This window comes from Brevibacillus sp. AY1 (genome assembly GCF_029870785.1).
GTDB lineage: Bacteria > Bacillota > Bacilli > Brevibacillales > Brevibacillaceae > Brevibacillus > Brevibacillus invocatus.
This window is the reverse complement of sequence record NZ_JAFLPN010000022.1, coordinates 38,999-62,141: the sequence shown is the minus strand read 5'-3', so window position 1 is coordinate 62,141 and position 23,143 is coordinate 38,999. Positions and strand designations below refer to the sequence as shown.

Here is a 23,143-nt window from a genome sequence, read left to right as displayed (position 1 = left end):
CCGTATGAGCTAGGCGTCCAGCAGGATGCGCTGGGCGTTCGTGTAGACATTCATCTTGTCATTGCGAATAAAGCCTACAGCCGTGATGTTCAACTCTTCTGCCAATTGCAGGGCGAGCTCAGTAGGGGCTGACTTCGAAAGGATGATGGAAGCGCCGATCTTGGCCGCTTTCAGCAATACCTCGGAGGAAATGCGCCCGCTGAAGACGAGAATTTTGTCCTCAGTCGAGATGCCTTTTCGCAGACATTCTCCATAAATTTTATCCAGCGCATTGTGGCGTCCGATGTCTGAATATTGCAGGACGACACCATCCGGTGTACAGAGTGCTGCGTTGTGTACGCCTCCTGTCTGGCGGTGAATCCCGGAGGAGGATTGCAAATCCTTCATCAGGCTCATGCATTGCACAGGTGTGACGGTGATGCCTTCCTCTACAGCCTTGGCTGTGCGGGCGTCGCTGAAAAAGTAGAAGGACTGTCTGCTCTTGCCGCAGCAGGAGGTGATGCGGCGTTTGGAATAAAAGCTTTGCGACAGGATGGTTTCCTGATGCAGGTCCACGTAGGCAAAGCCTTGCCCCTCGTCGATCGTGAGCTGCTTGATCTCAGCGTACTGCTTAATGGCACCCTCGGCAGCCAAAAAGCCGATGACCATTTCTTCCAAATCTGCCGGCGTGCAGACGATCGTGGCAAATTCCTCGTCGTTCAAAAAAATAGTGAGAGGGTACTCCGTAACAATTTCGTCCTCTTCCCAACCGTGCTGGTCAGTTGAAATTTTGAGGACAGGTCTGCGGATCGTTTTGGTCAGGTCTGACATGTTTACCTCCCTGAAGCTAGAGTGAAATGGAATGCAAGCGGTTTTGATTATATACCAACTTATTTTTTTCGAGAATATATTGTCGAGTGAACGCTTACATGGTAGTATACTATTTAAGGTTTGGGTTGTCACAATACTTTCATGATTATTACATGTATTGGACACAAATTGACGCGGGATAGCGACCCTGTCGCCGGTTCTTTTGTGCCAATCTGAAATGAATAGTAAACACTTGCTTGTTGATGCTGATGTAGCGTTCCTGCTGATGATTAACTGCTGTGTTTCATCCATTGGCTGTATCCATGTCTTTTGACATACAGCCAATGGATGAACCCGGCAGTTTTTCTTTTTTTCAAGAGATGCTCTAGGGCACTCTTAGAACTTATACCAAGGAGATGAATTTTATGGAGCAAAAGGTGAAAAACCGTTGGCTGATTGCGTTGGCCGCGGTCGGGATTCACATTTCCATCGGTTCGGTGTACGCCTGGAGCGTATTTACCAAACCAATCCAGCAGCAATTTGGCTGGGATTTGGCTGAAATTCAGCTGGCATTCAGTATCGCTATTCTCTTTCTAGGATTGTCAGCGGCGTTTCTAGGCCACTACGTAGAAAAACACGGTCCGCGCAAAGCGGGTATTCTGGCTTCGCTCTTTTTTGGAGCCGGGATCGTAGGTTCTGGCTTGGCCATCAACCTTGGAAGTCTGCCGCTTTTGTACGTTTTCTACGGTGTACTTGGCGGAATTGGTCTCGGGGTTGGCTACATCACTCCTGTATCTACACTGGTAAAATGGTTCCCTGACCGCCGCGGTTTGGCTACAGGTCTTGCAATCATGGGCTTTGGCTTTGCATCGATGGTAGCCAGCCCGATCATGAACTTCTTGATTAATAGCGTAGGTATTGCCAATACGTTCTTTATCCTGGGTATCATCTATTTTGTCGTCATGATTTCGTCTGCTCAATATCTGGCTCCGCCTCCAAAAGGCTGGGTACCAGCCGGCTTCTCTGCAGATGCAGCAGAAGGTAAAAAGCAGATCAAGAAGGACTTGTGCCAATTGACTGCCAATGAAGCGGTCAAAACACGCCGTTTTTACTTGCTGTGGCTGATGCTCTTTATCAACGTGACTTGTGGAATTGCGGTAATCTCTGTCGCGTCTCCGATGGCGCAAGAAATGGTTGGCATGTCTGTCGCAACAGCAGCGCTGATGGTTGGACTGAACGGACTTTTCAACGGTGGAGGACGCATTGGTTGGGCCTCTCTCTCCGATTACATTGGACGTCCGAATACGTATACGGCATTTTTCGTGATCCAGGCTGTTCTGTTCTTCCTGTTGCCAAATATGACGAACCCGATCCTGTTCATGGTGGCAATGTTCATCATCATGACCTGTTACGGTGGAGGCTTTGCTTCAATCCCGGCATACATTGGTGATTTGTTCGGTACCAAGCAGCTCGGAGCCATTCATGGATACATTCTGACTGCATGGGCTGCAGCTGGTCTTGCTGGTCCGATTTTTGCAGCGTGGGTTCGCAACACCACCCAGAGCTATACCGGAACGATGACAGTATTCGCAGCGATGTTCGTCGTTGCACTGGTAATCTCTCTGGTCATCCGAATTGACCTTAAAAAACTGCAAGAAGAAGCCAAACGGAAAGAAAACTCAGTTGAACTCGCAAGTTGATCAATGGTAAAGTCATAATAAGAATGAAGAAGTAAAGGTGACTTGCCACGATGAATAAATACGAAGCGGAATTTAGCAATCTGGTCAGAGCGTACCGAAAGCGTCATATGGGAAAGGGACCTAGCAAGATCAACACCACGTTTTGCAAGAACTGGGCGATTTGCGAAATGGAGGGCAATCTCTCTCCGGTGGAAAAGTTTATTGCTACCTGGGAAGACGGAAAGCAGACCTTGCGTGCGGCACGGACCGAGATGGTCAAGGAAATGTACCGCAACAACCAACCATTAGACATGGAGGAGTTCCTGGGGGCAAAATTCGTCGAATTATTCCTCGATATTGACATTGAACGTGATTTCGGGATGTCCATTTTCGTTTTTGATCGGGACATTGAAAAGAAGTTCAAGAACGAACCCTGAGTCTAGACGAAGCAGCGGCCCTGTTCACCGGTTAGATAACGGGCTTCGCAAAACACAGACACGACGTTGAGACTAGGTAGCGAACCTGCCGTAGACAACCACCGTGAACACGCTCTTATCCTGGGGGAGGGGGACGGTTTCATGGTGGTTTTTTCTAGTTCAGCGTGAAAGAAAAGGTGGAGTAGGCAAATCTAGCGCGAGGAGCGTATGAGCTATGGGAAAAACGAAACATGAGGGTCCGATCAAGCTGGATACTTCTTGGCAGCCGAGCCTGTGGGCGTCATTGATGCCGATGGGACTCGGCAAGATCAAACCCCATCACATTCGCGATACGATGAAGGTCGTGTACGAAAATCGAGATAATCTCGGCTACGCGTACCGGATTTTGACCCAAGGTGTTTGCGACGGATGCGCTCTCGGAGTATCCGGTCTATACGATCAGACTCTGACAGGCCCCCATTTGTGTACGACGCGGCTCAATGTGCTGCGCCTCAACACGATGCCGGCTATTGAGCCCAAGTGGTTTGAGGACGTCAGTGCCTTGCAAAAAATGTCCAGCGTTGAGCTGCGACAATTGGGCCGTATTCCGTATCCGATGTTGCGCAAACCGGGAGAAAACAAATTCAGTCGGATCAGCTGGAATGAGGCACTGGATCGGATCGCCAAAAAAATCAAGGGCATTAGCCCCAAACAGCTCGCATTCTTTCTGACATCGCGTGGAATCACGAACGAAGTGTATTACACCGCAGCCAAAATGGCTCGTTTTCTCGGCACCAACAACATCGATAACGCCTCTCGCATTTGCCACTCGCCGAGCAAGACTGCGCTGAAACGATCACTGGGCATAGGCGCCTCCAGCTGCAACTACCAGGACTGGATCGGCACGGATGTGCTCGTCTTCTGGGGCTCTGTGCCTGCCAACAATCAGCCGGTTTCCACCAAATACATGTACGCAGCCAAGAAAGCCGGAACCAAGATCATTTTGATCAACCCTTACAAAGAGCCTGCGATGGAAAAGTACTGGATTCCGTCTGTAGCGGACAGTGCGCTGTTTGGAACCAAAATCGTCGATGATTTTTATCAGGTGAACATCGGCGGGGATATCGCCTTTATGAACGGAGTCATGAAGCATTGGTTTGAAATGGAGGAAGCTCAGCCCGGATCTGCGATTGATCATGCATTTGTGAAGCAGCATGCCAATGGGATGGCGGAGTTGAAAAAGCATGCCATGATTCAGGAGTGGGAGAAGCTCGAAGCGTCATCAGGGCTCACGCGCGAACGGATGAAAGAATTTGCCGTGCTGCTGGCAAAGGCCAAATCGGGTGTGTTCGTCTGGAGCATGGGTTTGACCCAGCATCGATTTGGGACGGACAATATTTCGCAAGTGGCGAATCTGGCGGTCCTGCGCGGGTACCTGGGCAGAAAGAATTGCGGTGTGATGCCGATTCGCGGACACTCAGGCGTTCAGGGCTCTGGTGAAATGGGAGCTGACCCATTCAGCCTGCCAGGCGGTGATTTTGAAGAAAAAAGCTGGACGAGAATAGAAAAGCTGTGGGGCTTTCAGATCCCCAAATGGCAGGGAGATATCGTCGGGATTAGTATTGAAAACGCTCTCTTGCCTGAAGGACATGAACGCAAAACCAGGGTGTTTTATACCAGTGGCGGCAACTTTTTGGAGACGATGCCAAACCCGGATTTTATGAAGAAATGTCTGGAGAGTGTGGAGCTTCGGGTGCATCAGGATATTATTCTCAATACCTCCACGCTGGTTGATGCCAAGGAAGAGGTGATTATCCTGCCGGCGATGACTCGCTACGAGCAACCGGGAGGAGGAACCTCCACCAGTACAGAGCGAATGGTCTACTTCAGCGCAGAAATCGAAGGCCCACGCATTGAGGAGGCACGGGCGGAGTGGCAAATCTACGTAGATTTGGCTGCACGCGTCAATCCTGAGAAAAAGCATTTGATGCACTTTTCTTCGGCGCAAGAGATTCGTGATGAGATTGCGAAGGCAAATCCAAACTACGATGGAATACAGCATTTGAAGAACAGGGGAGACGTCTTCCAATGGGGCGGTGCCTGGCTGTGTGAAGACGGCGTGTGTCCTACAGCCGATGGGCGAGCCAATTTGCTTGCGATTGAGGTGCCTGATCTGACGAAGCCTGAAGGGCATTTCTATGTCACGACGCGTCGAGGCAAGCAGTTCAACTCGATGGTGTACAGCAGTACCGATCCGTTCAACAATGCAGATCGCTACGATGTTCTGATCCATCCGGACGATGCCAAGGAATTGCGGATTGCCGAGGGTGAAAATGTCGTCGTGTACAACAGGCATGGCACGTTCCAGGGGCGGGCCAAATACGAAGCAACCAAGCGTGGGAATATCCAGGTCTACTGGCCGGAGGGGAACGTATTGATCCCAAAGGGCGTATACGAGATGTACGCAGGTATTCCGGAGTACAACACGGCAGTCAAAGTCGAGAAGGCTGATTCGTTTAACGCGAACAAGGATCTTAATTATGTAGAAAAACGGATAGAAGATCTCGATGTGAGCGTGGGCTGATTACGGATGAATAGGCGACCTGGTGAGAAGACAGAAGGAGGAACAGAAATGCGTTTTTCGCGACAAATGAAGACGGTGGAGGAAGCGTTGCAAGCTTTATTGGAGAAGCTGACAACGCTGGATGAGGAGCAGGTACAGATCAAAGAGGCGTATGGAAGGATTTTGGCTCATGACATCGTTGCCACTTGCGATATGCCGCCCTTTGACCGCTCGCCACTGGACGGATTTGCCGTGAGAGCCGCGGACACTGTTCATGCTACAGTAGAACAACCGGTTCGTCTGCGAGTCGTGGAGACAGTCGCTGCGGGAAAGGTACCGATAATCCCTCTAGAAGCGGGATGTGCCACACGAATTATGACAGGAGCGATGATGCCTGCTGGCGCTGACGCGGTCATTATGTTTGAGCAAACCGAAAATCCGGGTGAGATCTCGGAGGTCGTAGGCGTCAAACGTGGAATGCGAGTCGGTGAAAATATTTCCCGGCGCGGAGAAGAAATCGCGATGGGATCGGTGGTGGCCAAAGCAGGGGAGCGGATCAATGCGGGAACATTGGCGATTTTGGCGACGTTTGGCTATACGCAGGTCAGTGTCATCCGCAAGCCTCGTGTGGGACTACTTTCTACAGGAATCGAGCTGGTCGGAATCGAGGAACCACTCACACCGGGTAAAATCCGCAACAGCAATACGACCATGCTGTCTGCGCTGATCGCGGAGGCGGGGGGAATCCCCGTACAATATCCGGTACTGCCGGACGATTTGGCAGGGGCAAAAGAAAAGCTGACAGCTTATATCCAAGAGGTCGATATGCTGGTGAGCAGCGGCGGTGTATCGGTAGGCGATTATGACGTTATCGCTTCCCTGGTCGATGACCCTGACGTAGAGCTTTTGTTCAACCGAATCGCCATGCGCCCGGGAAGCCCGACGACGAGCCTCTTGTTATCAGGCAAACCCGTACTTGCCTTATCGGGAAATCCGGGAGCTTGCTTCGTCGGCTTTGAGCTGTTTGCCCGTCCTGCTTTGCAGCGTCAAGGTGGCCAACCGATTGTATCACATCGCTCGATCAAGGCTAAGCTGGGGATTTCCTATGAAAAACCTTGTCCTTATCCGCGTTACCTGAGAGGCAGATTAGCCACAAAAGACGGACTTTTACTGGCTCAGCCTGATTTCAATGACAAGGCAGGGAATTTGGGGACGCTCAAAAACAGCGAGTGTCTGATCGTCATACCCGCTGGCGGCAAAGGCAAGCAGGCCGGAGAGCTGGTGGAAGTGATCGTCCACGCTGCACCGAGCTGGCGAGAAGAGGTGTAGGCGGTGTCAAATTACAACCAACCTATAGTCATGCAGCTGGTAGGGTACTCCAACAGCGGAAAGACGACCCTTTTAACCAAGCTCATTCCGCTGTTGGAACAAAAGGGATTGCGTGTTGGGGTCATCAAGCATGACGGAGGACACGATTTTGAGATCGACCAGCCTGGCAAGGATACCTGGCGCTATCGGGAGGCAGGTGCATCCCTGGTCGCGATCACCTCGCAGACCAAGACAGCCATGATCGAGCAACGTCCTCTTCCGCTGGCTGTTTTGATCGAACGGATGGGGCAGGCGGGAGCCGATTTGGTTCTGGTGGAAGGCTTCAAGCAAGAAGCATATCCCAAGCTGGTTCTTATACGGAAGAACGAGGATCAAGAGCTTGTGAGAAGGCTAACCCATGTGGAGGGAATTGTCTGTTGGCAGGATGGGCGGTACGGGGATTTCCCGCATTATTCGATCGATGATGCAAGCGAGATTGCGAGCTTTCTATTTAATAAAAGAAACAAGTAACGAAAAAGCAGTTCCGACTAGGGAGATATTCCTTATCGAACTGTTTTTTTGTTTGCAGGAAGCTTGCAAGCAGCAGATTAACCTTTGAAAATAATCGGTTAACTTTCGGTAGTTTCGGATATTCCTTCGATTCCTTATACTCATTCAGATAGTGACTTTTTAGGGTGAGGATGTGGAAGAATTGAAACAGTTCGAAACTGGAGCCCCATGCCCCTGCCTTTTCAACCAAATGCCGTCTATTCTTTTAAGCTCGAGAATGGGGCGATTGCAGGAGAAGTTTCATGCTATCACGTACAATCCAGACCTAGACAAGATCGTTGCTGTTGGAGAAAAAGGCTGGCGTGCGTACGGCAGTAATCCAGAAGATATGTCTGGCGTTAGCTGGTATTTGGATCAGAGTGTTCGTTACATGGGTATTACCTATGGGAAGAATTCCTTCATCACAGTAGGGGAAAGGGGTGCCCTGTACACTTCTCCAGACGGCTGTAGTGAACGGTGCTGCTGCGACGAGCGGCACAGCCCGAGAAGTACAGCTGAACGTAGGGGCGAATTCGATCCCGGTCATCGTCACAGCGCAAGACGGTACGACCAAAACGTATACCATTACGATTACGTGAGGTAACCGCACAGGATGGGACGGTACAAACCTATACGATTAAAGTCCAAGGATTGCTGGAGCAAACAGCTGTCTTTGAAATCGAACGTGGCCGTACCATCGACAAGCTGGATCAAAAGCAACTTGACCAGTTTTTGGCCCTGGTCCAAAACATGCAGCAAAAGCTGGGGGATTCTGCAGAACTGATCCAGCTTCAAAAACGAATTGTATTCACCATTACGGAAAAATCAAATATGCCCTTTTCTTTTGAAAGTGCAAGTTTCCACCGTATGCTCTTGTGCTTTACACAAGGTCGTTTGTTATAATGAAGAAACTTCGGTACTGGTAAAGGAGCTGCTGCATGCTATTTACTTTATTTGCCTGGATTGGTGCCATTGTTGCAGTCCTTTTTCTTGGACTGATCGGATTTTTGCTATATGGCTACTGGTTTCACATGTCGCAATTGCCTAAAGCGACTTTCCGAGAGCTGGATCACAAGCCTAGACCGTCTGAATGGCGAGAGGATGAAGTGACATTTACCTGGATCGGCCATTCGACGATTCTTCTTCATCTGTATGGTGTGAAAATCATAACGGATCCCGTATTGAGTGAGGGATTGGGAGTACGCGTACCGGGCCTTGGACGCATTGGGCCAAAAAGGTTTACACCTCCTGCATTAACGCGTGAGGAGATAGGCAACATTGACCTGATCTTGCTTTCGCATGCACATATGGACCACATCGATTTGCCGACTCTGAGGCAGCTGGCTGATCCGAAGACGTATGTCATTACAGCGAAGAACACCAGCAGGCTGATCAAACGAATGAAATTTGGCAATATAGAGGAAATGGAGCCTGGTCACCGCGTACAAACCTCACAAGGTCTAACGATTACGGCGATTCCGGTCCGACATTGGGGCAATCGCTACCCTTGGAATACAAATTACGGCTATCAAGGCTATTTGATTGAAAAGAACGGGGTAAGCATTCTATACCCAGGAGATACAGCCTATCTCTCCATGAGAGATCTCCCTCAAAAGCATGGCAGTATTGATCTCGTCTTTATGCCGATCGGCGCTTACAAGCCTGATTCCTATCAGCAGGCACATTGTACACCGGAGCAGGCATGGCAGATGTTTTTGGAGAGTGGCGGACGGTGGATGGTGCCGATTCACTGGGATACGTTTGTGTTGTCCAGAGAACCGGTGGAAGAGCCGATTCAACGGCTGCTGGCTGCTGCAGATACACAACAAGGCAGAATTCTGACGAAAGAAATAGGGGACACTGTGATCCTGCCCTTAGTTGAATAGGCGAATGAAAGGACTCCTGAATGCCATGCATCGGGGGTCATTTTTTCAGTACCCAAAAAAACCACCATTAACAACGCTTCTCGATGCAGGTTCATCTGCACAAACATTTCGCATACTAGACAGGCAGGATTACGTAGATTTGTAAAGAAATTATTTTATCGTGTAGGAAAGTTTAAAGGAAAGAATGTGGATCTGAGGTGAAGGAAATGGAAAATCAATTGCCGCAACGATGGGATTTGGATGTGATCTTTCCAGGAGGAAGTGAATCAGAGGAGTTTGCCTCCTTTCTTCGTTTGCTGGAAACAGATATCGCTGCTCTACAGGCACAGGTAGCACAAGCAGATCTCCATTTGGAGAACAAAGAGACATTCCTGCATGTCGTTTCGCTGGTGCAGAGTTTGGCTGTTCGGATTAAGCAGGCTGGTGCATTCATCTCTTGCCTGACCGCGCAAAATGTGAAAGACGAATCAGCCAAACAATTGAATGGTCGAGTGAAAACCATTTCGGCCTCGTATTCTGCAGCTCTTAGCAGTTGGGAGCTGCATTTGCTTGCCATAGACGAAGAGAACTGGAGTGCATTGCTGACTGAAGAAGAACTCCAGCCAATCGCTTTTTCTCTCCAGGAACGGCGCCGCAGAGCAAAGGAAAAACTGCCCGCAGAGCAGGAGGTACTCGCCAGTGACCTAGCTGTTGACGGCTATCACGCTTGGGGAGATCTGTACAACACGATCGTTGGACGTATCAGCATCGAAGTAGAGCTGGATGGCGAGACGAAGCACTTGTCAGTCGGCCAAGCGGCCAATCTGATGTCGCATCCGGATCGCAAAGTACGCGAGCATGTATTTGCCAAATGGCAGGAAGCCTGGGGCAAGGAAACAGAGCTGTGTGCAATGGCGCTCAACCACCTCGGCGGTTTTCGTCTGGCGCTCTATCGCCATCGTGGCTGGGATTCCATCCTGCGCGAGCCGCTGGAGATTGGCCGCATGCAGGAGAAGACCTTGGATGCGATGTGGCAGGCGATCAACAATCGCAAAGATAAGCTAGTCGCTTATCTGAATCGTAAAGCAAAGCTGCTTGGAGTAGAAAAGCTGGGCTGGGCGGATGTAGGCGCTCCGGTAGGTTCTCAAACCAAAAAGGTTTCGTATGACGAAGCGGCAGCCATGATCGTGGAGCACTTCGGGCGCTTTAATCCGAATATGGCCCAATTCGCCCAAAGAGCTTTTGATGAGGCGTGGATTGAGGCAGAGGATCGCCCTGGGAAAAGACCGGGCGGATTTTGCACCAGTTTTCCGGTCAGCCAGCAATCCCGCATTTTCATGACGTATGCAGGGAATGCCAGCAATGTATCGACGCTTGCTCATGAGCTGGGACATGCTTACCACCAGCAGGTAATGTGGCATCTGCCAGCGCTCACGCAAAACTACGCAATGAATGTGGCTGAGACGGCATCGACGTTTGCTGAGATGATTCTGGCCGATGCAGCGGTAAAAAATGCAGCCAGTGACGAAGAAAGACTGGTGCTTTTGGAAGATAAGCTGCAATCCGTGATCGCCTTCTTCATGAACATTCAAGCGCGTTTCCTGTTCGAGAAAAACTTCTATGAGAAGCGAAAACAGGGCCTGGTGCGTGCAGCCGAACTGGATCAGCTGATGCTGGATGCGCAAAAGGAAGCATACGACGATGCACTGGCTGATTACGAGCCGCATTTCTGGGCTTCCAAGCTGCATTTCTACATTACCGGGTATCCGTTCTACAACTTCCCGTACACGTTTGGCTATCTGTTCAGCATGAGTGTCTATGCGCGTGCATTGCAGGAAGGTGAGAGCTTCGCGGCCAAGTACGACGCTCTGCTGCAGGATACAGGACGGATGCGGGTTGAGGACTTGGCACAGAAGCATATGGGCGAAGACATGACGACTGTGGAATTCTGGCAGTCAGCGGTGGACCTGGCGGTAGCCGATATCGATGAATTCTTGAGCCTGACTGAAGAAAAATAACGAATGAGGATAGATTTTCTGGAGCCTGCGGCATGTGCTGTCAGGCTCTTTTTCTTTTTTTCTATACAGAATGAGATGAGATGTGATAAACTGGAAAAAAATAAGTGTTCGATGGTGATCGAATGAATAAAATGTATTCTATAAAAATCGAATGGTCTGCCGCGTATGAATGTGTGATCAGTCTGTATGCTTTCATTTATGAAAAGGAGCGTAAGAATCTGCCGATGGGGCTGGGCTGGAAGGAAGAAACTGCACGAATGCTGCCCCCGGATTTTGCCCAAGAACTGGCGGACGAACGCTGGGAGGTGCTCCATCGGATCGTTCTGTTAGTCGCTCAGTCGCCAGCCAAAGCGGGAGTAGAGGATTTCCTCGATTGGCTGGAACGCATTCCGCCAGGAGAGATTTACGAGCGCTTGGCACCTTGGGTCGAGACGATTCCCTTGAATCTCGGGGAGATTCGCGACCGCAGTTTGTCTTTGCTTCGGCGCTGGAATGAACATTACTTCTCCAAGCTGGAGCCTCGTATTTTGGGCAATCTGGAGAGGAGTGCCAGAGAGCTGGCGCATTTGGCCAATAAGATGGAGCCGATAGCGTTGATCGATCATGCGACGAAGGGAATCTGGATTGAACCGACAGAGGAATTGCAGCATGTCGTATTGGTTCCGCAATATCACTCTGCCCAATCCTCCGTCCTCGACTTCTACCGCGGTTTGGCTACCTGTCTGTATCCGGTAGCAGACGCAGCGCGGGAGCATGCAGATCCCCTCATGGAGCTGCTGCCGATAACCCAATGTCTTGCGGATGAAAAACGACTGCACATTTTACGGTGTCTGGCAGAACGGCCCTGCACATTGGGGGATTTGCAAAAGCAGGTTTCGCTTGCAAAAAGCACGGTGCATCATCATGTATCGGCATTGCGACGTTCAGGTCTTATTCGTGCGCATTATACAGGCAATATGAATGCTTCGTATTACAGCCTGCGAGAATCATTCGTGGAACAGTTGCCGCAACTTCTGCGCACCTTCCTCGCAATAGGAGGAAACACCAGATGAACAAAATAAAAGAAGCATGGCAGGCTTATCATCCCGTTGTCCATCTATTGATGGGGGGAACCGTTTTTGTCATGCTAACTCAAATGATGACCCTGCCCTTCCTGGCTATTTATTTGAGTGAAACGACAAATCTTGGTCCCGCTGCGATTGGCATCATCGCCGGTTCTGGGCCGCTGGCAGGGACATTTGGCGGCTTCCTGGGAGGGGTTCTATCCGATCTGTTCGGCAGACGGAAGCTGATGATTCTGTCGATGCTGGCTATGGCTGTTTCGTTCATTGCCTTTGTACTGGTCTCGCACCCAATAGCCTTGCTGCTGATCAGTCTGCTGAAAGGCTTGGCAGGCTCCTTCTTCAGTACAGTTTCCAAGGCAATGATGGGGGATTTGACACCGGAGGATAAGCGATTTCGCGTTTTTTCCAATCGGTATATGGCGATCAATCTGGGGGTAACCATCGGACCGATAGTGGGAGCTTTTCTGGGGATTGCAGGAAGTGGAATTACCTTTTGGTTGACAGGATTCTCTTATGTTGTCTTTGCCATCGCATTGAGCGTGGCTTGTCGCAGGTACGGGGTGGGTGACGAAGAATCAGCCCAGACCTCGGTCGAGGCGGAGGAGAAGCCAGGGCTCAAACAGATGTGGCAGGTTCTCAGTCGAGATACTGCGCTGCTCGCTTTCGTCATCGGCGGTATTTTGCTGGTGACCGTACACGGGCAGATGTCGGTTACCTTGTCCCAGTATTTGCGCAGCGATATCGCAGAGGGTGTGGCCTTGTTTGGGGTGATGATGAGCGTCAACGGGCTGACAGTCTTGCTGCTGCAGATTCCGATGACGCGTTTTGTGGAGCGCTATACGCTTTTCTCACGCATCGTAGTGGGGGCAGTGCTGATGGCAGCAGGCGAGGTGGGCTTTGCTTTTTCATCAGGATGGAGTGGATTCGTGACCGCGATGGTCGTGTTTACGCTGGGTGAGATCCTGATTCTTCCTGCCGAGTATGCCCAGATTGACCAGATCACTCCTCCGAGGATGCGCGGTACGTATTATGGAGCGCAGAGCATCAGTGAATTAGGCAGCTTTCTCGGACCGTGGGTAGGCGGGATGATCCTGTTTGCGTACGGAGGGCCGACCATGTTTTTGTTCATGGCTTTTCTGGCCGTGTTCAGTCTGATCTTTTACTGGATTGGTAAAAATGTGCATCTCAAACGGCAAAAGCTGCAAAGCCAACAGATGGATCGTGCGGGATAGTCCAGCCCTATAGAAAGAGGGGAGTACAGCGTGAGTTTTCGCTGTTGCTCCCCTTTTTGAATAATTGATTAGTGATTCCAAACGTAGCTGTCAGGAGATATGTCCAGAAGAAACGGGCTGATCTCCCCGATGTAGAACAGATGCAACTCGTGCATGGCCCGCGTGCAGGCTGTGTAAAACAGCTTTCGCTCCCGCTCATGCTGGTATTGTGCGCGAGACGCATCATAGATGACGACGGCGTCAAATTCTACTCCTTTGGCCAGGTAGGAGGGGATGATCAGAACGCCTGTATCAAACGAAATCGTATGACTGCTGATCAAGCGGAGCGTAATGAGCTCGTGCAGTTGCTGATAGGCTTTTTCAGCTTCAGCCGCTGTCTTGGTAATAATGGCGATGGTCTGATGACCGTTCTTTTGCATTTCCAGGATGCGTGAGTGAATCATGTCTATTCGCGCTGCTTCATGGGCAGCCGAGGTAATACTTGGCACAAGGCCGTCTCGATGGAAGGGCTCAATCTGTTCTCCACCAGCGATCAGCTGTCTGGTAAACAAGACGATTGGCCGCGTAGATCGATAGCTTTTGGTCAGCAAAAACATCTCGGTCTGTTCAGGCTCGTAGAGGGAGGATACGCCCTCAAAGCTGCTGCTGTCGTAGGCATGCGCGTAAATAGCCTGATTCCAGTCTCCCAGTACGGTCATCTTGGCCCGCGGGAAGAGGCGCTGAATCAGAGCAAATTGGAACGGTGAGTAATCCTGAGCTTCATCGATAAAGACATGGCGAACGAGGGTGTTTGTTTGGAAGCCTTCCAGCCGCTCCTTTAAGTAAAGAAACGCTGGAATATCCTCGTAAGCTAACTGTTTTTGGTCGAGCCGCTCTAAAGTATGAGCGCAGATGGTAGTCCAGTCTTCAGGGCAATCCGCAGCGGGCAAAAAGGACGAGAGGAGCTCAGGCTGGCTGAACAGCTGACGATAGACAGCCTGTGAGTCGATAAAACCGAGCTCTTGGATCTCGGCGCGAAGTGGTTTAAACAGGCGAGTCACGATTCGTGCTGCCAGCAGATCACGTTCACGGTCGAAATCGTCGAAGGAGTCGTCGCGATATTGATTTTTTCGGCGCAAGGACTGGTAGGCTTTGACGAAATCCTCTTTGTCCAAAAGCTCCAGTTCATCATCCACCCAAGGCTTGTTACGTTCTGTGCGTTCGAGCCTTTTCAATTCCGCAAGCAGCCATCTGGCGACTAGGCTCATCCGATTAGGGATCGGAAGTGATGGATCCAGCGAGTAGAAATAGTCGTGGATTTGGTCCGACGGGATCAGCGTACGGTCGAGAAAAGTAAGGTCGTGAAAGTGCAGCCCGGATCGCTTGAGGCTTTCGACATAATGATCGATGACCTGCATGAATAGCGCTGAAGACTTGAAGCGGATGCCTTCCAGCCTCGCGTTGTACTCAGGCTCCTGCATGGCACACAGGACGTATTCCATCTGCTCCAGCGGATGCTCCAAATCAAAATAAGCGCCCAGCCGATGCTCGGTATATTCCTGAAAGGTGGTTTGCTGCATGTTTTCCTCGCCTAACTCCGGGAGCACGGTAGAGACATAGCTGTTAAAAAGAGAGTTGGGCGAAAACAGGACAACCTGCTCCGCCTGAAGGGTTTTGCGATAGCGGTACAGCAGGTAAGCGATGCGCTGCATGGCTGCGGAGGTTTTGCCGCTGCCAGCTGCACCGGAGACGATGACTAGCTTGCTTTTTTCATTGCGGATGATCTGGTTCTGGTCTTTCTGGATCGTGGCGACGATACTTTTCATCTGGGTGTCAGCTTGTTTGCCCAGGACCTCCTGCAGCAGCTCATCCCCAATCGTCACACTTGTATCAAAGAGGTGGAGTAATTGGCCATCGCGGATCATGTATTGGCGTTTGCACGTGATTTCCCCCGCAATGGAGCCGCTTGGTGTCTCGTACTGGGCGGGTCCTGGCGGATAATCGTAGTACAGACAGGAGATCGGCGCACGCCAGTCGTAAATGAGAAAGTGCTCATCCTTTTCATCCAATAAGGAGGCAATTCCCAAATAGATGGATTCAGCCGAGTCTTCGCCTGCCTCTACGAAATCGATTCGCCCAAAGTAAGGGGTTTGCACGAGGCGTTTCATCGTCTTCAACTGCTTCAGGGCATGTCGGTGGGAGCGCTCCCGCTCGGAAAGAACCTCTGCTTGCTGTTTGATGCTGGCATAGGTTTCCGCTGCTTCTGTCACGTCTTCGAAGTTGACTGTCACATCATCCCAGAAGTGTTTGCGGATGCCGACAATGTCCGTGCTCACCTCGCTCACTTGCTGGGCCAGTGCGTCTATTCGATTGTTGATCACTGCTATGACCTGTGAAACGCGCTCCACTTCTTCGCGCTTGTCTTGGTCAGTCACGCTCATTGTACCGCTCCTTTTTTGTATCCAGATTTGTTTTTGCAAGGTCGTTGACAACCGAATGTGAATGTGATATGATAAAATAGTAAAGTGAGATAATTAAATACTCGTTTTTAATCACAAACACCAATTACCATCTTAGCATAGGATAATTGGCTTTTCAACGTGGTTGCATAATTTTGATAAAAAACATGATGGAGTGCTAGATGCACTCCTTTTTTATTTGGGAACCGATGATCAAGGTCAACCGAATACAGGCTGCTCCCACCAACCGATCGCGAACACCATTTCAGCAGATTCTCGTTCAGTCTGAGCGGGAACATGCACCATCATCGCAGTGCCGGGTGATAGAATCCAATGCCCGTTTTTCTCGGCACCAATCGTCGTCATCGGAGGGAGAATTCGCGTAGAAGCTATCGAACCGTTGGAGGGCCGGGCGGAATCAGCGGAAGAGAAGAGGAGTTGTCCGTGTGGAGCAGGGCAAGGAGAAAGCTGCACAAAACCCGGAGTAATCTGGTTAGAGGCTTTTGCACCGACTACGGAACGAGCAGGGCCGAACCAGATATTCATTTCCACCGCTTGGGTAGAAAAGTTGCTGACGTACCAGTCATTCACGTAGAGCTGCACGCCGGAGCGAAGCGGATTGACCAAAGCTCCAAAGCCCTGGGCGCCTTCGCTGATATCGATTTTTTCTGTCTGGCCCAAAAAATATCTGCAATGTGAAGACATGGACATGGCATAGGGAATCATCACTTGATTCGGCGTCTGTTCAGGAGCGGATGGTGTAGGAAAGGGGTAATACCCCATCTGCATGTACATATCTGGCATTCCGAAATAATAGGAGGGTTGCGAGTAGGAGGACTTTGCCATATGTTTCTCTCCTTCAGTGGGGTAATAACTCTACAGCATATGGCAAATGTCCTGTCGTTGTGAATGAGGAAGAGGTATTCTTAAGGTTCTGGGGCAAACACGTCTACTCCAAATTGCAGCAATATGCCGACCGCTTCCCGGACGGGCATGCGAGGTAGTTCGAATTCCTCAGAAACAACTGCCTCCAATTCATCCATGCTGCGCAAGAGCGTTTTTTGTTCGTCGCCTTCTTCGTTCATGATATACAGAGAGTTATTCAACAAGGAGATGCCGCGTTTGCGCTCCAATTGGAAGAGCTGGATGCGCAGACAGCCCTTGAATGTGGCCGTTGGCTGGTATGTACGTTCAATCGATTCGGATAAATCGTGCAATTCTCTCGCTTCACTGGGGTCAAAATTCCACTTTTCGCTCACCAGTTCTCCGCGCCTCATGCGCTTGAAGCGGAAGCGGTTTGGCTGCACGGCATCCGGAACGATCCGCACAGAGTCGATCCCAAAGCGGGATGCTTTCTGTTCAGAATCAGTGAGGAATCTGACCGGTTCAAAGATTGGAGCGGCGGCGCCCATATCGACGTAGACAGGCTCATCATGGTCCAGCAGCCCTCTCACGAGAATAGCCGTATGCGTGTCGGACAAAGGAACGAGATGTCCCTGATAGCCCAAGGCATGCAGCAGGGCCAAGAGAGATCCGTTGTTGGCGAAGCATGTGCCGCCGTAGTCATAGCGAATGGCATTGGCTATGTATTCTTCGGGCGAGGGGACGAGCTTTCGGTTCGTTCCTTGCGAGAAGTGCAGCTTGCTCACATTTTCGTAGGGGAAAATTTGCATGTGTGCGCGGGAAAGCTCACTGAGAAACGAAAGATCGGGTGATTTTTGCTCCAGTCGCAAGCGCTGCAGGTAGGATAGCGCCCAATCAGGCAAACGGTGCATAAGAATCCTCCTCAAAAATAAAAACGCCCGTATGCAGAAGTTGTTATCTGAGATGGGCGTTTATCCGTGTGTATCTAAATTTTTTAAGAAACTGCCCTCCAGGCATGAATAGCCAGCAGTGCCCAGCCGATGAGGAACAGGACGCCTCCGATTGGGGTAATTGCACCCAATACTTTGATTCCTGTCATCGCCAACGTGTAAAGACTGCCCGAAAAAATCAAGGTTCCGACGAAAAAGCTCCAGCCTGCCCAGGTGAGACCCGTAGAATCAGGGTACCATTTGATCAGAAGGGCAACGAGGATCAGGGCCAATGCGTGAGTTGTCTGGTAGGTAACACCCGTATGAAAAATCCCCAGTGAATATTCGTCCAATTTTTCTTTTAACGCGTGAGCACCGAATGCCCCCAGCGCCACCGATAAAAATCCGCTGATACTGCCAAGCATCAGAAACAGCTTCATGAAGTGGTCCACTCCTTTTTGGGTAAAGCAGATGGTCGCATCCGCTAGTAAATCTATCGTCGATCCTCTTTCATTGTACCCCATGTGGACGGTTCATGCCCAATTGCAAATTCATGAACTGTGTAAGCGGACAATCGTACAAACCTCTCTCATCGCCAGGCATATAATGAAGCAATACAGTGGGTTACCAAGCCTCCACTGTACCAGGAGGTGAACTGGATATGAGTAAATGGCTTTCTCTGGCAGGCGGTCTGCTTGGCGGATATGGCTTGCTGAAAACGCCGTTGGAAGGTTCTTTCCTTTCCGGACTGGATCCAGTGGCAGATGGCATCGGAATCATCGCCATGCTTGTCTTTTCTGGCGCTTTGATTTATTCGGGTGTTCGCGACTGGTTTCAAAGGTAAGTGATGGAGTGTCATGCATGTGACGACTAGAGGTGTCTCCAGAATGGGGGGCGCCTTTTTTTGTACTATCGGAAAGTTTAAGTGCACTAAAGCGCTAAAAAGATTAGCGGAAGATAGGATAAGTGCAACTAAGGCTCCGCCAAAAGCTTGGCGTAGCCAAGTTTTCTAATAGGACAGCAAGCAAGCTTAGAGGCAGCCAAAGAGCGTAAAAAACCTGCAACTAATAGGGCCGCCATAATAGGCCCTGTTTTCATTTCCTTGCTCACTTGTTCGAACTCCTTTAGTAAAAATAGTGGACTATTATTTACCGAATTTTCAGAATAAATATGGGATTAAATGAGAAATTCATCAACCGTCAACGTACACTCATATGTCTGTATACCTCCTGTCTGTTTGTTACTATAGCAAAAAAAATTCTTGTGATGTAAGTGTTTTTATCGCTCTCTCACATACGAATTCACAAGTTGGACAAAATTTTAGGGGAAATGCCCAGTGCATCCATGCGTTGGGCAATCCTTCAATACATATCACATATTCCGCAAACATGGCTTCTTTTGCCCCAATTCCCCATATACATATAGCAGGTGTGGCAAAGAGGAGGGGAATGTATGACAAACGAAGAACGCAAGGAGCTGGAGCGATCCATCGATGAAATAACGGAAATCGCCAAGGGGTTTGGCCTTGATTTCTTTCCGATGCGCTATGAGATTTGTCCGGCTGATATCATTTATACATTCGGTGCGTACGGCATGCCGACGCGATTCTCGCACTGGAGCTTCGGAAAATCCTTTCATCGGATGAAGCTGCAATACGATCTGAACCTGAGTAAAATTTACGAGCTGGTGATCAACTCCAATCCGTGTTACGCCTTTCTCTTGGATGGAAATACGCTCATCCAGAACAAGCTGATCGTGGCACACGTTTTGGCTCACTGCGACTTTTTCAAGAACAACATGCGCTTCTCCAACACCAATCGCGACATGGTCGAGAGCATGGCCGCAAGCTCGGAGCGCATTCGCCAGTACGAAATTCAGTACGGAAAAGAAGCAGTAGAAAATCTGCTGGATGCGGCACTCGCCATCCAGGAGCATATCGATCCCAGCCTCATGCGTCCCAAGCTTCGCTGGAAGCGGGAGCCGGAGGAGCCTGTGAACAAGGGAAGAGAGCGCACCAGCCCTTACGACGATCTGTGGGGACTGGATCAGAAGGAGAAGAAGGACCAAGAAGCCGCAGCGAAGCCTGCTGTGCGCAAATTCCCGCCTTCACCGGAGAAAGACCTGCTGCTGTTCATCATGGAGTACAGCACGGTGCTGGATGACTGGCAGCGCGACGTCCTGACGATCATCCGAGATGAAATGCTGTATTTCTGGCCGCAGCTGGAGACGAAGATCATGAACGAAGGCTGGGCGACCTACTGGCATATGCGCATCCTGCGGGAGATGGAGCTCACCGAGGCGGAGACAATTGATTTTGCCAAGCTGCACTCCTCCGTGATCCAGCCGTCCACGACGAGCATCAATCCGTACCATCTCGGCTTGAAAATCTTTGAGGATATCGAGGAACGCTGGAACAATCCGACGAAGGAAGAACAGGAGCGATTTGGACGCAAGCCTGGAGAGGGGCGCGCGAAGCTGTTTGAGGTGCGGGAGCTGGAGTCCGATATCAGCTTTATCCGCAATTTCCTCACAGAAGATCTCGTCAGCAAGCTGGATCTATATATGTTTGGCAAGCAAGGAAACGAGTGGGTCGTAACCGACAAACAGTGGGAGCAGGTGCGGGATGCCCTGGCGGAGACGCGCGTGAACGGAGGCTTCCCTTACGTCATGGTTCACGATGGCGACCATTTGCGTACAGGCGAGCTGTATCTCAAGCATCATTTCGAGGGGCTGGAGCTGGATGTCAAATATGTGGAGAAGACGTTGCCATACGTGTACCATCTCTGGGGCAAAAATGTCCATCTGGAATCCGTGATCGAGGATCGCCAGGTACTGTTCACCTATGAAGGGAAGAAAGTGAATCGCCGGTTTTTGTAGCCAAAGAATAGGCTGAAAGAAAAGTGGGAAAACCGTAGACTCGGTCCGACATCCGGATCGGGGCTACGGTGATAAAGAATGCTGTCAGTAAAGCTACTACTGTAAGCAAAAGCGGAACGCCGAAGGATTCGATAGAAAACGGGATACCCTCGAATTTCAAGTAGTCAGCGCGATACTCCAGACGTTTTGCTCCGTAAATAGCTGTCTGAATATCTTCCTGCCGCGACAAATCTTCAAGCGGCGCATCGAACATAAATCTGTCTGCTGAATCGCTGTGCAAGAATTCTGGCTCCAAGGCACTTCCTTTTTCGTACCACTCTTTTACAATCTTATCTGCCAAGGTTTTTGCATCGCTTACCGGAACGATCACACGATCCAGCTCCGGACCATTCTCTATTTGATATTTTGCAATAAGGTTAAGTTTATATTTTGTCACGATCGGCTGTTTCGAATTTGAAAGGGAAATTACCTTAGTCGTTCCGGAAGCGGCATACGTATCATAAATCGTTGACAGCTCCCCTTCATCCATCCCGTCATACAGCAGCACGCCTGTCTGTTTCTGGTTCCATTGGAATGCTTGATTGAACAAATAAACAGATTCGCTCAGATCAATATAATAAGGATCAACCTTTGGATTTTTGACAAAATGGTAAGAAGGATAATTCATTTCGTTAGCTATTTTTTCAGCCATGGATTCGCCCAATTGTTGTGAGATCACATAGAGGGTTGCATCGATACCGGATGTGAGACCAGGCGAAGAAACCATATTCTCGCTACCAACAACAAACCGCTGGTCCCTTATCCAGTTCGTTTCAGGAAATGCCTTTTTTGTCTGGTCAAAGAATTGCCAATGTATGGTGGATGATTTCCCTTGCAGCAATCCCGTATCTGCAGACATATGTTATTGAACAAGGCACGAAGGTTTTAGGTTTTGTATCAATGGTTGACAATTACCTAGCAGCATTGTTCATTGATGTGACTCAACACAATAAAGGGTATGGAAAACAACTGCTAGAGTTTGTAAAGAGGCAGAATGAAGCGATACAACTAAAAGTTTATCAGAGAAATACGAACGCAATTGATTTTTACCTTAGAATGTTCGCTGTAAAGGTAGGGATTGATAATGTTCACCCTTACGGATTTTCAGGATGCAATAGAACACCAAATCCTTCACAATCGAAATAAAAGCATCTTTTATGAGCTGGAAAATGGAAATCTGATATGTAATCCTTCTAGGAAAACCACTGACCTATTAATACATCAAACAGCAGACATATCCCAGTTTATCCAATCTATAAAAAAAGACGGAAAGTATGAGCAACAGCTGAGATATATTGCGGATAAATCCATAAAATTATTTATGGAAGTGATTCTCTTAAGTAATCAAAAAAATCTTCTATGAACTGACCGCATCTCGTTTATTTGAATGGGAGTGTGGTCGGTTCATTAGATCTTTTATTGCTTGTAAGGGTTGCATCTGAAGAAAACTAGCCGTATGATAACACCAAGCCAATCATCATAAAGGAGTGAACCAGCATGGCAAAAAGCAGCGCACGCAAGCAACGCGAGAAGTGGGCGCGCGAAGGCAAACGCAATCCGGAGCTGAACAGAAGCATTTTTGCATTTGCGGATATGAAACAGCGCGTGACGAAGACAAAGACTGAAAAACTGCATCAGAACAAGCACAAAAGGTCGTTATCCTACCACAGAGATGATGACCTTTTCTATTTGTTCCGAAGCGCCTCCTAGCATTCACCCTATACAGGAAAATAATTGAAATCATACTGCGTGTAGCGAATGATAAGTCTATGATAAAGGTAACTATTTACGTTGTTATGGGGGAGCAATCATGACAGAATTTCTACTTAGTGTCCTGCAGCTGATCATCGTCGATCTGGTGTTGAGTGGCGACAATGCCGTCGTGATCGCACTGGCTTGCCGCAATTTGAATCCTCAGCTGCAGAAAAAGGCCATTTTTTGGGGAACATTTGGGGCTGTTGGAATGCGGGTCGTCCTGACTTTTATAGCGATCTGGCTCTTGAAAATTCCGCTTGTTCAGGTAGTGGGCGGTCTGCTGCTTCTGGTGATCGCGATCGAGCTGTTGAAGGGCGAAGAGGAAGACAGTGAAGTCGAGAGCAGCTCATCGATGATGGGAGCACTGAAAACGATTATTTTTGCGGATATGATTATGAGCTTGGATAATGTCATTGCCGTTGCTGGTGCAGCAAAAGGCAGCATGCTCCTGGTCGTGATCGGGCTTGCCATCAGTATTCCGATGATTATCTGGGGAAGCCGCTTGCTGATGAAGCTGATGAAACGCTTTCCCGTCATCGTGTTGCTTGGAGCAGGGATGCTGGGTTTTACAGCGGGTCAAATGATTATGGGGGACAAGCTGGTCGGGCTGTACGTAGAGAAGTATGTGCCGCTTTCGCCGACTATCCTGCCCGTTGCCTTGACACTTGTGGTCATTGCTTTGGGATCTTATATGAAGCGTCACGGCTCGAAGCCTGATTCGAATCCTACCACCAATAAAAATGCGGAGAATGTATAGC

22 protein-coding genes are annotated in these 23,143 nt (G+C 49.6%); 16 read left to right on the top strand and 6 right to left on the bottom strand.

Annotated elements, in window-relative coordinates; genetic code table 11:
- Nucleotides 1-9: 9 nt before the first annotated feature.
- Nucleotides 10-810 (bottom strand): formate dehydrogenase accessory sulfurtransferase FdhD, encoded by an 801-nt coding sequence (gene fdhD, locus JZI27_RS16930; protein ID WP_280208384.1) that lies wholly within the window; start codon nucleotides 808-810, stop codon nucleotides 10-12.
- Between the two features lie 404 nt (nucleotides 811-1,214).
- Here fdhD and JZI27_RS16925 point away from each other — a divergent pair, with 404 nt between their 5' ends.
- From JZI27_RS16925 to JZI27_RS16875, 11 genes are all read left to right on the top strand, one after another.
- Complete coding sequence (locus JZI27_RS16925) at nucleotides 1,215-2,489, top strand: L-lactate MFS transporter (RefSeq protein ID WP_280208383.1); 1,275 nt, start codon at nucleotides 1,215-1,217, stop codon at nucleotides 2,487-2,489.
- A gap of 50 nt (nucleotides 2,490-2,539) precedes the next feature.
- The gene (locus tag JZI27_RS16920; protein ID WP_122910575.1) at nucleotides 2,540-2,905 is read left to right on the top strand and encodes a Na-translocating system protein MpsC family protein; all 366 of its coding nucleotides are present in this window, start codon (nucleotides 2,540-2,542) and stop codon (nucleotides 2,903-2,905) included.
- Nucleotides 2,906-3,119: 214 nt separating this feature from the next.
- Nucleotides 3,120-5,468 carry an FdhF/YdeP family oxidoreductase gene (locus JZI27_RS16915; protein WP_280208382.1) on the top strand — a complete coding sequence of 783 codons (2,349 nt, stop codon included), beginning with the start codon at nucleotides 3,120-3,122 and terminating at the stop codon, nucleotides 5,466-5,468.
- A gap of 48 nt (nucleotides 5,469-5,516) precedes the next feature.
- A complete protein-coding gene (locus tag JZI27_RS16910) occupies nucleotides 5,517-6,776 on the top strand; it encodes a molybdopterin molybdotransferase MoeA (RefSeq protein WP_280208381.1) in 1,260 nt (419 codons plus the stop codon).
- Between the two features lie 30 nt (nucleotides 6,777-6,806).
- On the top strand, nucleotides 6,807-7,286 hold the full coding sequence (mobB, locus tag JZI27_RS16905) for a molybdopterin-guanine dinucleotide biosynthesis protein B (RefSeq protein WP_481752822.1): 480 nt from the start codon (nucleotides 6,807-6,809) through the stop codon (nucleotides 7,284-7,286).
- Between the two features lie 458 nt (nucleotides 7,287-7,744).
- Nucleotides 7,745-7,903, top strand: a complete 159-nt coding sequence (locus JZI27_RS16900; RefSeq protein WP_122910578.1) for a cadherin-like beta sandwich domain-containing protein — start codon at nucleotides 7,745-7,747, stop codon at nucleotides 7,901-7,903.
- 52 nt (nucleotides 7,904-7,955) lie between these two features.
- A complete protein-coding gene (locus tag JZI27_RS16895; RefSeq protein WP_122910579.1) occupies nucleotides 7,956-8,207 on the top strand; it encodes a hypothetical protein in 252 nt (83 codons plus the stop codon).
- Nucleotides 8,208-8,242: 35 nt separating this feature from the next.
- Entirely contained in the window at nucleotides 8,243-9,190 is a 948-nt protein-coding gene (locus JZI27_RS16890; RefSeq protein WP_280208379.1) for an MBL fold metallo-hydrolase, read from the top strand.
- 206 nt (nucleotides 9,191-9,396) lie between these two features.
- Nucleotides 9,397-11,187, top strand: a complete 1,791-nt coding sequence (locus tag JZI27_RS16885) for a M3 family oligoendopeptidase (RefSeq protein ID WP_122910581.1) — start codon at nucleotides 9,397-9,399, stop codon at nucleotides 11,185-11,187.
- A 122-nt stretch (nucleotides 11,188-11,309) separates the two neighbouring features.
- Nucleotides 11,310-12,239 (top strand): ArsR/SmtB family transcription factor, encoded by a 930-nt coding sequence (locus tag JZI27_RS16880; protein WP_280208378.1) that lies wholly within the window; start codon nucleotides 11,310-11,312, stop codon nucleotides 12,237-12,239.
- Nucleotides 12,236-13,483: an MDR family MFS transporter gene (locus JZI27_RS16875; protein ID WP_280208376.1), complete on the top strand. Its 1,248-nt coding sequence runs from the start codon at nucleotides 12,236-12,238 to the stop codon at nucleotides 13,481-13,483. The genes JZI27_RS16880 and JZI27_RS16875 overlap by 4 nt, the downstream gene beginning before the upstream one ends.
- Before the next feature lie 68 nt (nucleotides 13,484-13,551).
- Here JZI27_RS16875 and helD read toward each other — a convergent pair whose 3' ends face one another.
- The 4 genes from helD to JZI27_RS16855 form a co-directional block, all read right to left on the bottom strand.
- Nucleotides 13,552-15,903, bottom strand: coding sequence for an RNA polymerase recycling motor HelD (gene helD, locus JZI27_RS16870; RefSeq protein ID WP_280208375.1), 2,352 nt, complete (start codon nucleotides 15,901-15,903; stop codon nucleotides 13,552-13,554).
- A 237-nt stretch (nucleotides 15,904-16,140) separates the two neighbouring features.
- Nucleotides 16,141-16,767: a DUF6143 family protein gene (locus JZI27_RS16865; protein ID WP_280208374.1), complete on the bottom strand. Its 627-nt coding sequence runs from the start codon at nucleotides 16,765-16,767 to the stop codon at nucleotides 16,141-16,143.
- An 80-nt stretch (nucleotides 16,768-16,847) separates the two neighbouring features.
- The gene (locus tag JZI27_RS16860; protein WP_280208373.1) at nucleotides 16,848-17,696 is read right to left on the bottom strand and encodes an arylamine N-acetyltransferase; all 849 of its coding nucleotides are present in this window, start codon (nucleotides 17,694-17,696) and stop codon (nucleotides 16,848-16,850) included.
- A gap of 83 nt (nucleotides 17,697-17,779) precedes the next feature.
- On the bottom strand, nucleotides 17,780-18,154 hold the full coding sequence (locus tag JZI27_RS16855; protein ID WP_122910586.1) for a DUF423 domain-containing protein: 375 nt from the start codon (nucleotides 18,152-18,154) through the stop codon (nucleotides 17,780-17,782).
- 221 nt (nucleotides 18,155-18,375) lie between these two features.
- On the opposite strand from JZI27_RS16855, the gene JZI27_RS16850 reads away from it, so the two are divergent.
- Together JZI27_RS16850 and JZI27_RS16845 are read left to right on the top strand one after the other, a co-directional pair.
- On the top strand, nucleotides 18,376-18,558 hold the full coding sequence (locus JZI27_RS16850) for a hypothetical protein (protein ID WP_251244766.1): 183 nt from the start codon (nucleotides 18,376-18,378) through the stop codon (nucleotides 18,556-18,558).
- A gap of 608 nt (nucleotides 18,559-19,166) precedes the next feature.
- Nucleotides 19,167-20,591, top strand: a complete 1,425-nt coding sequence (locus tag JZI27_RS16845) for a SpoVR family protein (protein ID WP_251244994.1) — start codon at nucleotides 19,167-19,169, stop codon at nucleotides 20,589-20,591.
- Here the strand turns inward: JZI27_RS16845 and JZI27_RS16840 are convergent.
- Nucleotides 20,551-21,471, bottom strand: coding sequence for a type 1 glutamine amidotransferase family protein (locus JZI27_RS16840; protein ID WP_280208392.1), 921 nt, complete (start codon nucleotides 21,469-21,471; stop codon nucleotides 20,551-20,553). The two genes, JZI27_RS16845 and JZI27_RS16840, sit on opposite strands and share 41 nt — an antisense overlap.
- Here JZI27_RS16840 and JZI27_RS16835 point away from each other — a divergent pair.
- The 3 genes from JZI27_RS16835 (at nucleotide 21,411) to JZI27_RS16825 (ending at nucleotide 23,142) form a co-directional block, all read left to right on the top strand.
- Nucleotides 21,411-21,776 (top strand): GNAT family N-acetyltransferase, encoded by a 366-nt coding sequence (locus JZI27_RS16835; protein WP_348521369.1) that lies wholly within the window; start codon nucleotides 21,411-21,413, stop codon nucleotides 21,774-21,776. The two genes, JZI27_RS16840 and JZI27_RS16835, sit on opposite strands and share 61 nt — an antisense overlap.
- A gap of 351 nt (nucleotides 21,777-22,127) precedes the next feature.
- Nucleotides 22,128-22,340, top strand: coding sequence for a hypothetical protein (locus tag JZI27_RS16830; RefSeq protein ID WP_122911343.1), 213 nt, complete (start codon nucleotides 22,128-22,130; stop codon nucleotides 22,338-22,340).
- 100 nt (nucleotides 22,341-22,440) lie between these two features.
- Nucleotides 22,441-23,142, top strand: coding sequence for a TerC family protein (locus tag JZI27_RS16825; RefSeq protein WP_280208369.1), 702 nt, complete (start codon nucleotides 22,441-22,443; stop codon nucleotides 23,140-23,142).
- The last annotated feature ends 1 nt before the right edge of the window (nucleotide 23,143 follow it).

Bases quoted from the DNA above. Each gene is read 5' to 3' on its own strand.
- JZI27_RS16865 (WP_280208374.1), bottom strand. From the start codon at position 16,767: ATGGCAAAGTCCTCCTACTCGCAACCCTCCTATTATTTCGGAATGCCA.
- JZI27_RS16850 (WP_251244766.1), top strand. From the start codon at position 18,376: ATGAGTAAATGGCTTTCTCTGGCAGGCGGTCTGCTTGGCGGATATGGC.
- JZI27_RS16890 (WP_280208379.1), top strand. From the start codon at position 8,243: ATGCTATTTACTTTATTTGCCTGGATTGGTGCCATTGTTGCAGTCCTT.
- JZI27_RS16915 (WP_280208382.1), top strand. From the start codon at position 3,120: ATGGGAAAAACGAAACATGAGGGTCCGATCAAGCTGGATACTTCTTGG.
- JZI27_RS16830 (WP_122911343.1), top strand. From the start codon at position 22,128: ATGGCAAAAAGCAGCGCACGCAAGCAACGCGAGAAGTGGGCGCGCGAA.
- JZI27_RS16925 (WP_280208383.1), top strand. From the start codon at position 1,215: ATGGAGCAAAAGGTGAAAAACCGTTGGCTGATTGCGTTGGCCGCGGTC.
- JZI27_RS16825 (WP_280208369.1), top strand. From the start codon at position 22,441: ATGACAGAATTTCTACTTAGTGTCCTGCAGCTGATCATCGTCGATCTG.
- JZI27_RS16910 (WP_280208381.1), top strand. From the start codon at position 5,517: ATGCGTTTTTCGCGACAAATGAAGACGGTGGAGGAAGCGTTGCAAGCT.
- JZI27_RS16885 (WP_122910581.1), top strand. From the start codon at position 9,397: ATGGAAAATCAATTGCCGCAACGATGGGATTTGGATGTGATCTTTCCA.
- helD (WP_280208375.1), bottom strand. From the start codon at position 15,903: ATGAGCGTGACTGACCAAGACAAGCGCGAAGAAGTGGAGCGCGTTTCA.
- JZI27_RS16920 (WP_122910575.1), top strand. From the start codon at position 2,540: ATGAATAAATACGAAGCGGAATTTAGCAATCTGGTCAGAGCGTACCGA.
- JZI27_RS16880 (WP_280208378.1), top strand. From the start codon at position 11,310: ATGAATAAAATGTATTCTATAAAAATCGAATGGTCTGCCGCGTATGAA.
- mobB (WP_481752822.1), top strand. From the start codon at position 6,807: ATGCAGCTGGTAGGGTACTCCAACAGCGGAAAGACGACCCTTTTAACC.
- JZI27_RS16860 (WP_280208373.1), bottom strand. From the start codon at position 17,696: ATGCACCGTTTGCCTGATTGGGCGCTATCCTACCTGCAGCGCTTGCGA.
- JZI27_RS16855 (WP_122910586.1), bottom strand. From the start codon at position 18,154: ATGAAGCTGTTTCTGATGCTTGGCAGTATCAGCGGATTTTTATCGGTG.
- JZI27_RS16875 (WP_280208376.1), top strand. From the start codon at position 12,236: ATGAACAAAATAAAAGAAGCATGGCAGGCTTATCATCCCGTTGTCCAT.
- fdhD (WP_280208384.1), bottom strand. From the start codon at position 810: ATGTCAGACCTGACCAAAACGATCCGCAGACCTGTCCTCAAAATTTCA.
- JZI27_RS16845 (WP_251244994.1), top strand. From the start codon at position 19,167: ATGACAAACGAAGAACGCAAGGAGCTGGAGCGATCCATCGATGAAATA.
- JZI27_RS16835 (WP_348521369.1), top strand. From the start codon at position 21,411: ATGCCTTTTTTGTCTGGTCAAAGAATTGCCAATGTATGGTGGATGATT.